Origin of the sequence: Corynebacterium bouchesdurhonense (genome assembly GCF_900078305.2) — a bacterium.
GTDB classification, from domain to species: domain Bacteria; phylum Actinomycetota; class Actinomycetes; order Mycobacteriales; family Mycobacteriaceae; genus Corynebacterium; species Corynebacterium bouchesdurhonense.
On the sequence record NZ_LT546028.1, the window covers coordinates 111,075 to 121,363 of the forward strand.

General features: G+C 64.7%; 12 protein-coding genes. 2 read left to right on the forward strand and 10 right to left on the reverse strand.

What is annotated here, in order from left to right; translation table 11 throughout:
• The first annotated feature begins 27 nt into the window (after positions 1-27).
• Together BN4252_RS05270 and BN4252_RS05275 are read left to right on the forward strand one after the other, a co-directional pair.
• Positions 28-420 (forward strand): hypothetical protein, encoded by a 393-nt coding sequence (locus tag BN4252_RS05270; protein ID WP_066527090.1) that lies wholly within the window; start codon positions 28-30, stop codon positions 418-420.
• Positions 420-1,094 (forward strand): MucR family transcriptional regulator, encoded by a 675-nt coding sequence (locus BN4252_RS05275; RefSeq protein ID WP_066527093.1) that lies wholly within the window; start codon positions 420-422, stop codon positions 1,092-1,094. Before BN4252_RS05270 ends, BN4252_RS05275 begins: the two co-directional genes overlap by 1 nt.
• A 117-nt stretch (positions 1,095-1,211) precedes the next feature.
• Here BN4252_RS05275 and BN4252_RS05280 read toward each other — a convergent pair whose 3' ends face one another.
• The 10 genes from BN4252_RS05280 to BN4252_RS05335 form a co-directional block, all read right to left on the reverse strand.
• Complete coding sequence (locus BN4252_RS05280; RefSeq protein WP_066527099.1) at positions 1,212-1,565, reverse strand: hypothetical protein; 354 nt, start codon at positions 1,563-1,565, stop codon at positions 1,212-1,214.
• Entirely contained in the window at positions 1,552-2,067 is a 516-nt protein-coding gene (locus BN4252_RS05285) for a hypothetical protein (protein WP_066527101.1), read from the reverse strand. The genes BN4252_RS05280 and BN4252_RS05285 overlap by 14 nt, the downstream gene beginning before the upstream one ends.
• Positions 2,057-2,395, reverse strand: a complete 339-nt coding sequence (locus tag BN4252_RS05290) for a hypothetical protein (RefSeq protein WP_066527103.1) — start codon at positions 2,393-2,395, stop codon at positions 2,057-2,059. Before BN4252_RS05290 ends, BN4252_RS05285 begins: the two co-directional genes overlap by 11 nt.
• Positions 2,396-3,700 carry a peptidoglycan DD-metalloendopeptidase family protein gene (locus BN4252_RS05295; protein WP_066527108.1) on the reverse strand — a complete coding sequence of 435 codons (1,305 nt, stop codon included), beginning with the start codon at positions 3,698-3,700 and terminating at the stop codon, positions 2,396-2,398. It lies immediately after the preceding gene.
• Between the two features lie 351 nt (positions 3,701-4,051).
• Complete coding sequence (locus tag BN4252_RS05300; RefSeq protein WP_066527114.1) at positions 4,052-4,537, reverse strand: hypothetical protein; 486 nt, start codon at positions 4,535-4,537, stop codon at positions 4,052-4,054.
• A gap of 405 nt (positions 4,538-4,942) precedes the next feature.
• Positions 4,943-5,092 (reverse strand): hypothetical protein, encoded by a 150-nt coding sequence (locus BN4252_RS11170; protein WP_154670153.1) that lies wholly within the window; start codon positions 5,090-5,092, stop codon positions 4,943-4,945.
• A gap of 374 nt (positions 5,093-5,466) precedes the next feature.
• A complete protein-coding gene (locus BN4252_RS11065; protein ID WP_143341170.1) occupies positions 5,467-7,329 on the reverse strand; it encodes a collagen-like triple helix repeat-containing protein in 1,863 nt (620 codons plus the stop codon).
• A gap of 74 nt (positions 7,330-7,403) precedes the next feature.
• Positions 7,404-8,684, reverse strand: coding sequence for a hypothetical protein (locus tag BN4252_RS05325; protein ID WP_066527131.1), 1,281 nt, complete (start codon positions 8,682-8,684; stop codon positions 7,404-7,406).
• Positions 8,681-9,544, reverse strand: coding sequence for a hypothetical protein (locus BN4252_RS05330; RefSeq protein ID WP_066527136.1), 864 nt, complete (start codon positions 9,542-9,544; stop codon positions 8,681-8,683). Before BN4252_RS05330 ends, BN4252_RS05325 begins: the two co-directional genes overlap by 4 nt.
• Positions 9,535-10,284, reverse strand: coding sequence for a hypothetical protein (locus BN4252_RS05335; RefSeq protein ID WP_066527139.1), 750 nt, complete (start codon positions 10,282-10,284; stop codon positions 9,535-9,537). The genes BN4252_RS05330 and BN4252_RS05335 overlap by 10 nt, the downstream gene beginning before the upstream one ends.
• Positions 10,285-10,289: the final 5 nt, after the last annotated feature.

The following is a 10,289-nucleotide window of genomic DNA, read 5'->3' on the forward strand; positions in this document are numbered from 1 at the left end:
CCACCCACACCAGAAGGAGCCACCACCATGACTGACATTCAGACCCTCGCAATCCGCACCGCCGCAAAACTCGACCTCACCGACGACACAGCCGAAGACGCACTCGAAACCTACATCCGCCAAATTGAGGCTCTGGAGTCCCGCGAGATCGACCGCGGCAACATCAGCGACGACGACGCCGCTTTCCTCATCGAATCGATGGTGCAGGCGCAGCGCTCCGGCGACCTCGGACAGCGCCAGCTCGCAACACTGGAAGACCTCATGCCGCAGGTCCAGGCCGCGCAGGACACCCTGGAGACGATGGAGCAGCAGCGCAACGCCGCGATTCGGGAAGCGCTTAGTGCTGGTGCCCGCGTGAAGGACGTAGCCGCAGCGTCCGGACTGTCCCGCCAGCGCGTCGAGCAGATCAGGGCGCAGTAATGCAGGTCGGCGACCCGGACGGCCACGGGCGGTACGGCCACGTGGACGAGGAAGCCGACGGGCTTCTCTGCCACGAATGCGGCGGGCATTACCGCTCCCTGGGTGTGCACGCCTACACGGCGCACGGCATGACGGCGGACGAGTACCGGGCGGCGCATGGTATCCCGCAGCGGGTGCCGCTGATCGCCACCGAGACGAGGGAAGCGGTCTCAGCGGCGTCTGCTGCCCGTGTCGGGTCGGAGGCGTGGCTACGCATGGTGGAGAAACGAGACCCCACCGCGGCATCACACGCCCGCACCCGCGAGTCATTCCAGCGCAGGGGTAAGGACCGTGCCCGCCAGATCGAGGTAGCGAAGCGAAACATCGCGGGGGCGCGGAAGCCGATCACACGCCGCTGCGAGGTGTGCGACCGGCCCATCGTAGGCAGGAAGGATAGGTCCACGTGCTCCCCGCTGTGTGCCCGGATCAGCACGTACAGGTCTAAGTCTAGTGCCCCGGCGGAGGTGTGGGATCAGCTTCACGCGGAGGGGGCGGGCTGGTCGGAGATTGGGCGGCGGTATGGGGTGACGCACACGAATGTGCGGAACACTGTTCTGCGGTACCGGGCACACATGGCGGATGTGGAGTTTTTGGAGGCGCATGGGCCGGGTGATGTGCCGGAAAAGCGTGGGTAGAAACGCAAAAAGACCCCCACCACAAAAGGTGAGGGTCAAAGGTCTACTCGAAACGGTTTCGAGTAGCGAGACAAGCGCAGGTCAGTGCGGTAGCCCGCGTTTCGAGTAGGTTTCGAGTTACTGTCCCCGCTCCGCCTTGAATCGTGCCAGCGACGGGAACGGCGGGTCGGTGAACTCGTCCATCTGCTCCAGGTGCGCCACGTAGTCCCGGTGGTCGGTGAGGTCAACCTCCAGCGCCTCGATGCGGGCCGCGCTCTCTTTCGCTTGGGCCGTGAGCAGCTCCACGGTCTCCAGCAGGCGCGGCACTTCGGCGACGCGGGCTGCGACTTCCTTGTTCGCGTTTACCTGCTTGTCGGCTCCGGTTTTGGCGCGCTGCATCGCAATGTAGCCCAGCACCACGACGGTGACAGAGGCGACGAAGGCAATCGCTTGCCAGCCGTTATTGATCGCGGATACGTCAAGGTCTGGCATCGGCGGGCACCTCCCTCACGTATACGGTTTCGGAGCGGCCCCGCCACACGGTGTAAATCGTGATACCTCCGAGTGCGATGTAGACAACGCCCCGGCTAAGGAATGGCACGAGGTGCTCTAGTAGGCGCTCTATCCAGCCCAGCCAGACCGGCCACCACACCGGCATGTTCACGTCCTCTGGGGGACTCCATAGGTACAGCACACCCCACAGCACAAGTATGGCGGTGGCGAGGCTTAGGGCGAAACTGTCGAACCGGGTTCCCCGCGACACCAGCGCCAGGAGGAGCGCCAGCGTACCAAAAATCCAGATCGCGGGGGATAGCCACCGGCTTTGCAACTCGAACACGTGCTGAATGAGGGCTTTATGGTCGCCGAGGTAGGACACGGAGCGGCAGAAGAACACGGCCACCAGCACGAGCATGATGCCGTGGTCGGTGGCGATCCAGTCGCGGAAGCGCCGCACGCCGGGCTGCCATGTTTCGGGTAGGTGCTCAATCGGCATTGGTGGCCTCCTGGACGGCGAGGCGGTCGCGGAGATCATCGAGCGTGTCTGTGGTGGTTGTGGGTGCTGCGTCGGCGGCGCGCTCCACCATCGACGGGGTGAACCCGTCCTTCGTGCTCCGGTTGACGAGGGCGGTGATCACGGTGGCTGCGGCGGTCGCTGCGATGCCGACGGTGGTGCCGTCCCACTCCGGCAGCGTCGCTACTTGGCCCGCGATGGACGCGAGGCCAGTCAGGACGATGAGAATCGTGCCCTTGTACCGCAGCCACGTGGGCTGATCTTTGTAGGCGCGGGTTACCGCGTCAGCGGCAATTGCCTTGTTGTTCATCTACTTCACTCCCCTGTCTAGTGCTTTCGCGTCGGCCACAATCCGCGCCGGGTCGAGGCCCTGTTTGCGGCACAGCGCTTCGAGCAGATGGCGCTGCTCCCACACCTGCGCGTCCACGATGCGCAGCAGGTCGAGCGGCTCGTATAGCTTCTTCGGGTTGATGAGGGACGGGACGGGTGTGCGCAGCGTGTCCCGCGCCTCCGTCGCCGCGATTTTCGCTTCGTTGAGCGCGCCGGGGCCGTCCGGCCAGGCGATTGGTTCAGTCATGGTTGCCTCCAGTTTCGGTTTCATCGCGTCGTTGACCATCTCCAGGAACACGTCCCACGGGAAGCCGGGGCCGACATCGGTGTGCGTCGTTTTGCCGTAGGCCAGGCGGGTGCCGTTGTGGTCGGTGATGCCCCACGACCCGGCCTTGATCTGCTCCGCAGTGAGTCGGCGGATAGGGATGCCGTGCTTGGTGGACCAGTCGGCGACGATGCGGGCGGCGCGGCGCAGCATTTTCTCTTGTGCGAGCCATTCCTCACGCTTCCAAGACGACCAGCCGACGAGCGACAGGTGCAGGCCGTAGCTGTTCGAGATGTTGGCGGCGGCGGGAACTTTCTGATCGTCGGTGTTGGCGCGCAACGCGGCACCACGCGAGTCCACGAGGCCGGTGTAGGCGCCCTTCCAGGTGTTCTCCGGGCCAAGCTGGAACGTCGCCACACCTTCGACGGTTGACTTGGCGGAGTTCTCGGTGGTGTGGAGCACGATCAGGCGCTTGGGCGAGTAAGTGCCGTTTTCCCAGAACTTCTGGGACCAGTCGATATCGAAGATGTCGCGGGGGTTGACCTCCGGGGTGGCGACGGCGGAACTTGCCGCCTGCTCACCACCGGGCCATTTCGCCCCGGCAAGGACGGTTGTCATCGGGTCAATCTTCGCTGACGGGTTGTACCCCTTCGGCATCCAGGAAAAGTGCAGGTGCGGCGCCACACCACCGTTCGTGGCTTGGTTGGGGTTGATGTAGCCGATGCGCTGTCCCTCACGCACCTTTTGGCCCACCGCGACTTCGGAGATGATGTGGCCGTACTCGCTGGTGCCGCCGCCGACGCTGGCGGGGTGGTCGATGACGATCCAGCCTGCGGGGCCGGGGCCGCCGTAGCCTTGGGCCGCGCCGGTCATAATGACCGTGCCATCACGCACCGCGAAAATCGGCTGGTTCGCCGCGCCGCCTTGGCGGCCGAAGTCTGTGCCCTTGTGGATTGTGCCCCAGCGTGGGCCGAATGGTGATGTGACTTCGAAGCCCTTGGGTACGGGCATTGTGGCCATTGGTGTGCCCTCCTTTCGGGCATGAGAATGCCCCACCGACCTGGGCGGTCAGCGGGGCGTGGTGGGGTTAGCCGAGTTGGAGCCAGTGGCCGGTGCCCTTGTCCGGGGCGGTCTCCGGCCTGGTGGCCTCCAGCTTGTTCTTCTGCCAGACGTAGACTTTGCCGTCGGTGTAGCGGCGGGGTTTGCCCCCCTCTCTTTTTCACATCTTACGCGGCCGGCGACCCTACCCGTGCGGGTGTCCGTGGGGGGGGGGGACGTTGTAGAAAGAAGAAAAGAAAGCCAAGAAGAGAGCAGTTCACACTGAAACTATTGAAACATAAATAAAGTGGCGTATAACTCAAATAGGATCGGCTAGTGGTGATGTGCGGGGTCGTTTACCGGCTCGGTGATCAGTCCGGGCGCGTCGGTGCCTACGCCCGGGGCGTTGCCGTCCACCGCGTCCGCGAGGCGCAGGTACTCATCGGTCACATCCTCCCACCCAGAGAAAGCGGTGCCCGGCTTTTTGGTGTTGCCGGGGCGGCGGTTGCGCCACACCTTGCCGTCCAGGGCGGCCAGCTCGCTGCGCGGGTACCCGTCGAGCGGGGTGGCGGGCTGCGCCCACGGTTTGACCTGCGCCACCAGCTCCTCCTCGGTGACGGCGGGGGTGATCTCGGTGGTGCCCGTCTCGGGGCGGAGTTCGGGGCGGGCTTCCCACAGCTCCTCCACCAGCGTCGCCTGCGCCTCCTCGATCAGGGGCAGTGCGTCGCGGCGGGCACGCTCCACACCAGTCACCCACCCCAGAAACTCTGTCCACTGGTCAGGGGTGAGTTCCTGTACTTGCTGCTTCAATGTGTCCATGATTCTTTGCTCCTTATCGTTAGAGTTCAGATGGTGTTGCGTATGCGTCTCCGTCGGCCCAGATAGGGGAAATCCCTATCGCGTATAAGCGAGACGCGCCAGTAAATCGGATGTTGATACCGAGCGTGGTAGCAACCTCCTGACATTTTTGTGTCGCGCTGGTGCGAATCCCTGTGCCGTAGCGATCTCCTGCCCAAGAGTCGAGCACCTCCCCCGTTGACGGATGCAGGAACGCAATCGTCACCGTGCTCGACCCGCTAGCGGTTGCCACCCAGCCGTAGGGAGCTGGGGGGAGTTTGTAGATGACGCCGGGCCTTGCATCCGTGGTTGCGTATCCGCGTATAAGTCCGATGTGGCCTATAAGTCGTGTGGTGATGGCCATTTACACCACCACCACCTGGGGGGCTACTCGGACAGCTCGATAGCGACGGTGACTCCGTATTGGTTGGCTGTCACCGGGCCGGTTACCAGGGATAGGTTGTAGTCGGCGGAGTACGAGCTTCGGGAGATGACGAGGTAGTTCTTCCCCCTCTCGCCGATTTGCGTTCTCGACACGTCCGTAGCGTAGATTTTCCCCCCGCTGGCGGCGAGGGTTGCGATGATCTGTGAGCTTACCGCCATCTAGACCACCGCCCCGAGGATCACTCCAGCCGGTACCACGTGAGCGTGCCCGTGATGTTGCTGAAGTCCGTGGTCTCGCCTGCTGTGAGCACCCCCCCCGTTCATGTAGGCATAGTCCTTCAGATTCACAAAATTACTAAAAACCCGGACGTACCCCATGACCTTCCCGCTGCTGGTGAACACCCCTACGGCCTTCCTCCACCCGTCGGGGATACTCTCCCGGTACCCGGGGTCGGTCACGGTGGCGGTCTCCATTCCGCCCCCGAGTTTTCCTATGAGCTGTGTGCTTATTGCCATGTCATGCCTCCCTAGATTCCGGTGATTTTGTGTAGCTTCATCGTGGTTTCGTCCAGCCAGTAGTCCCCGACCCTCACCCCCGCTGGTGGTGCGTCCGGCGCGGAGAAGAACGCCGGGCGGGTGTCGATGCGTGCGTCTACCGCGTCCACGTACTGCTTATTCGCAATGTCCAGCGCGTTCACCGGGTTGTTGACACGTGCCCTGCCCCCACTGTCTCGGGACATGAGCGTGCTCGCGGTCTGCGCGCTGGTATGCGAGCTAGGGGCATTGCTGATCTGCGACAGGGTGTGCGTATGCGACGACGGGGCAAACGTGCTGGGCTTGCCCGTGATCTCCGACCATGCGTGCGAGTGCGTAGACGGGGCGAACGTGGACGGCTTGCCGGTGACCTCCGACCACGGGTGCGTGTGCGACTCCGGCGGGAACTGCTCCGGCTTGCCGGTGATCCCCTCCCACGCCGTCGTATCCAGCCAGTCGCTCCATGTGGTGTCGGATGTGCCCACTCTGCGCAGCACCCTATCCCCCACGTACGCGGTCTGCGACGGGTAGCCACCAGAGCGGTCACGCCACGGGGTCACGGTGTACACCATCGCGTACAGGCCCAACGCCCGGTCAATACCCACCGGGCCAGTGGACTTAAACTCCGACACCACGGACTGCGGGTAGGTGGACATGTACCACCCGGGGGTCTCGTTCGTATTGCGGGTGTCCTTGGTCTGTACCCGCTCCGCAGCCGTCGCCGGATCACCAGGCCGCCCCGGATCACCCTTCGGCCCCTGCGGCCCCGGATCACCCTTATCACCCTTCAGGGAGGCGCGCTGCGCCGGGGTCAAATCCTCAAACGTCATCGTGCCGTCGCGGCCCGGGTCGCCCCGCTCACCCTTCAGATCCGGGGACAGCTTCCCATTGACCTCTAGGCGGGTGCCGACCCAGCGGGTAGACCCGGCGATGGTCGCAGCCCTGTCGGCGCTCTGCTTGGCGCTGTCCGCGTGGCCGGACGCGGCCACCTCATGCCCCGCAGCCTTACTGGCGTGGTCTTCCGCGTTCTGCTCACTGGTGGCCGCAGACCGCGCCGACCCCGCAGCATTCGTCTCCGATGTCTTCGCATTCGTCGCCGACGTGGCCGCACCAGACGCGGACGTAGACGCCGCAGACGCAGACTTACCCGCATTGGTCTCCGAGGTCTTCGCATTCGTCGCCGAGGTAGCAGCAGCCGACGCGGACTGGCCCGCCGACGTCGCAGACCCAGACGCGCTCGTGGCGGACTGGCCCGCAGCGGTAGCCGACTGGCTAGCCTGCGACGCGGACTGGCCCGCAGCCGTAGCCGACTGGCCAGCCCTGGTCTCCGACGATTTTGCGGCACTAGCAGACGATGACGCAGCCGACGCAGACCCAGACGCCGCCGTAGCAGACTGCCCAGCCGACGCGGCCGACTGCCCCGCCGCAGCAGCAGACCCAGACGCGGCACCAGCCGACGACGCAGCCCGAGACGCAGACCCCGCAGCCTCCCCCGCCAACCGGCGCACCTCATCACGATCAGCCACCACCCCACCAGCCAGACGCTCCAACGTCCGCAGCTCACCCTCCGACGCCGCCTCCGCCGCCAGCACACACTGCTCCAACGTCGCCGCCGCCATGTCCGGCACCACCAGCCGCACCACATGCGAATGCCCACCAGTCACAGCCACATCCAGCACAGCAGGCCCAGGCAACACCTCCATCGTGAGCTGCCCGTCCTGCACCGTCACAGTGTCAGAAAACGCCGCCGTCAGACCACCCTTTTCGGCACGGTCACGGGCAGCACGCACCCGCACCTGCGACACCAAAAGCGGCCTATCCGTCACCACCCGCAAAGGCCCAGAAACACGAACCATTCTCACCCTCCTCAAGGCATTAAAAACACCCCTACACAGGGGTGAAACTACAAAGCACAACCACGCGGTCAGAGCTACACAGGCGGATTCGCCACACCAATAGCCACCAACGACAGCCCCTCCCGAGGCCACGAAAACGCAAACGCCGACAACACAGACTGACCCGCCACAAAACCATCACGCGAAACCGTCAACGGATACACCCTCATAGGCATTGCATCACTACGCACAAGCACGATCATCGACCCCTCCCACCCCTGCTTCAACTGAACCTGAAAAACCCAGTTGTCCCGCACATTCGGGTCCCGCCCACTGATAGACAGCCGGAAAAAATCATTCTCCGCCGACTCATTTTCCCCCTCCTTAATCGACGCGACCCGCGGCACCGCCAAAGCAATCTGCTGCGCCTGCGCGTCTTGCCTCGCGTCCAGCACTGCCTGCTCACGCTGCCGCGCCTGCACCTCCGCCTGAAACTCCCGGTTCAGGCGGTTAATGTCCTGCTGCTGCTCCCACAGCTTGGTGTTCAACCACAGATACGAGTTCAGCAACCCCGGTGCCGGTGGGGGCTCACCATCGTCCACCATGCCCGTGATCTGCGCCTGCACCGCAGCCAACTGCGACACCAACGACTCCTCCGACGCCCGCGCCCCACCCAACACCACACGCACCGAATCCACATCATCACGACGCTCCGCACGCTCCACAGCCACAGCGGAATCCGCATACGAACGCACTGCCTCCGCCTGGCGGCGAGCTTCGGAGCGAGCCTGGCGGCGCGACTGCTCCACCGCGCGCGCCGCCGACTCGTTGGCCCGTTGCTGCGCGGCGTAGTCCGAGACCAGCTCGTTACCCATGAGGACGCGCCAGTCGGTAGCTGCACCGACCTCCGAGGTCGCCTCGATACGCGACACCACCACATCCAGAACGAGTAAGTCCCAGACCAACACCGGCCACACGTCGCCGACGTTGAAATCGCGAAACGGCACCAGCGGGCCGAGGCCGGAGCGGGTGATTTCCTTCTGGAAGAGCGCCTCGCCGGAGACACGCGCCGAGGCTTCGTCCAAGACGGCCTCGAAGTCGGAGAACCCGGAGTCAGGGATGGGGGTCGATCGGCCGTCCTCGAAGTCGGCCGCGAGGATCGACGCGTCCGCACGCACCCACCTGCGGCCCATCCGGCCCACCCCGCGGTTGAGCCGGTACAGGTAGCCGAACTCGAATCCGTCCTCGATTTTCGGCTTGACTTCGTCCGGCATTTGCTCCGGCCAATCGACGCGCTCGCGGCCGTAGACGTCCGAGGCGAGCTCGCGCAGGGTAGTCAGCTCACCACCATCGGCGACCATCGGGACCTTGGTCATGATGAAGACCTCACTTTCACGATTTGCACGGGGTGCGGCCACGCGCGCAGTGCGCCGGAGCGCACCCGGACGGGAGCGTCACCGGGCCACCACAAATCCACCTGGATCGTCACGCCAGACTGCAGCGCGGTCGCTGCGACCGTGTCCCAGACGTAGGAATCATCCAGGCGGATAAGCACTTCCGGGGTCGTATCACGGCCGGTCTGCCCATAGTCCACATAGGCGTGCGGGTCGCTCGACCAGCCGCGCGCCGCGTTGACGGTATCGAAAGCATCCTGGATCACGTCGCGGATCAGGTCGCGGGCGGTGCCGCGTTTCGTGGTCGCGAGCGTATCGGTGGCGAATTGCACCTTCGCCAGAGACCGTGTCTTCCTGTACGGCAGGTACGACGCGTCGGTGGTCCAGTCGGAGAACTGGGCGTTTCTCCAATGCTGGGGGGCGGAGGGGCACGGCCACCACGCCAGCCCCTCGGTCAGATCTGTGCCGTGCACCGCCATAGTCACCGGGGAAGCATCGCCAGAGACGACAGTGTGCACCACTCGCGCGACGATTCGCTCCCCAGCCTGCCGGATCAGGCAGATGAATCGGGCCGCGCCCACCGCAGGGGTCAGCCGAGCGTTCGGCTCCTGCTTCCCGAGCCCGTCAGCGACGAGCTCATCGAGGAGCCGGCGCCCACCACCGGCAGACACGTCGGCAGTGACCTCGACCGAGGAGGCGGCCATGCGCGTCTCCGGCGCCTGGACGTTGACCACCGCCGGGAAGTCGAGCAGCGGCCAGCCGTTCTCATCGAGCAGACCAACCCATTGCCCCTCCGTGTCGACGACGTAGTCGATGTGGCGCCGCCACTGTGCTAGATCCACGGGTCATACACCCCCTGCGAGTACGAGACCTGCGCGCCAGCTGGGATCACCACCTCGGCTTCGCCGCCGACCGGCACCATCTCCGCGAACGCCCCAATCTGGCGCGACAGCATATTCGAGTACGAGCCGTCCGGGAGGTAAACCTCGCCGGCGTGGCGACGGTCGAGCAGCAAGGTGTGCATACCGGTCACCCGCGGGAGCGTAAAGCTCGCGCCAGACGGCATAGTCACCTTGCCGCCGGCACCCTCCCAATCGATGCGCAACCACACCGGAACGTCGCCGGCATTTGACACCACGACGCGGGGGCCGGGGTCCACGACTGGGTCGAGCCACACTCCCCCGTCGGCGATGAGCCGCACCTCGATACGCGACCCCTTCTCGGGGTGAGCATCGGGAGATGGGAGCGATTCGGCGAGTCGGACCGGCAAATACAGCTCGCGTACGGGACCCTTGAGCACCAGCTGACCTTCGTAACGTGACGAAAACGCGGCCCGTACCTTCGGCCAGATCTTCGGATCCCAGACGACCAAAGTGAAGCCGCCCTCCATCGGCTGCGTGACCCGGTCCCGGATATTGACGACCTGCCCCGGCACGCCGATAGCCTGCACGCCAGAGTCCTCGAACTGCCCAACAAAACCCGCGAGCGTGCCCGCTTCGATAAAGACCTCGGAGGATGGATCCGACGCGATCCGCAGCGTCTCGCCGGGACCATTGTAATCAATCGTGTAATTGAGTTTCACTCATC

Excerpts from the sequence above, each read along its gene's own strand:
- BN4252_RS05270 (WP_066527090.1), top strand. The coding sequence starts at position 28 with ATGACTGACATTCAGACCCTCGCAATCCGCACCGCCGCAAAACTCGAC.
- BN4252_RS05275 (WP_066527093.1), top strand. The coding sequence starts at position 420 with ATGCAGGTCGGCGACCCGGACGGCCACGGGCGGTACGGCCACGTGGAC.
- BN4252_RS05280 (WP_066527099.1), bottom strand. The coding sequence starts at position 1,565 with ATGCCAGACCTTGACGTATCCGCGATCAATAACGGCTGGCAAGCGATT.
- BN4252_RS05285 (WP_066527101.1), bottom strand. The coding sequence starts at position 2,067 with ATGCCGATTGAGCACCTACCCGAAACATGGCAGCCCGGCGTGCGGCGC.
- BN4252_RS05290 (WP_066527103.1), bottom strand. The coding sequence starts at position 2,395 with ATGAACAACAAGGCAATTGCCGCTGACGCGGTAACCCGCGCCTACAAA.
- BN4252_RS05295 (WP_066527108.1), bottom strand. The coding sequence starts at position 3,700 with ATGGCCACAATGCCCGTACCCAAGGGCTTCGAAGTCACATCACCATTC.
- BN4252_RS05300 (WP_066527114.1), bottom strand. The coding sequence starts at position 4,537 with ATGGACACATTGAAGCAGCAAGTACAGGAACTCACCCCTGACCAGTGG.
- BN4252_RS11065 (WP_143341170.1), bottom strand. The coding sequence starts at position 7,329 with ATGGTTCGTGTTTCTGGGCCTTTGCGGGTGGTGACGGATAGGCCGCTT.
- BN4252_RS05325 (WP_066527131.1), bottom strand. The coding sequence starts at position 8,684 with ATGACCAAGGTCCCGATGGTCGCCGATGGTGGTGAGCTGACTACCCTG.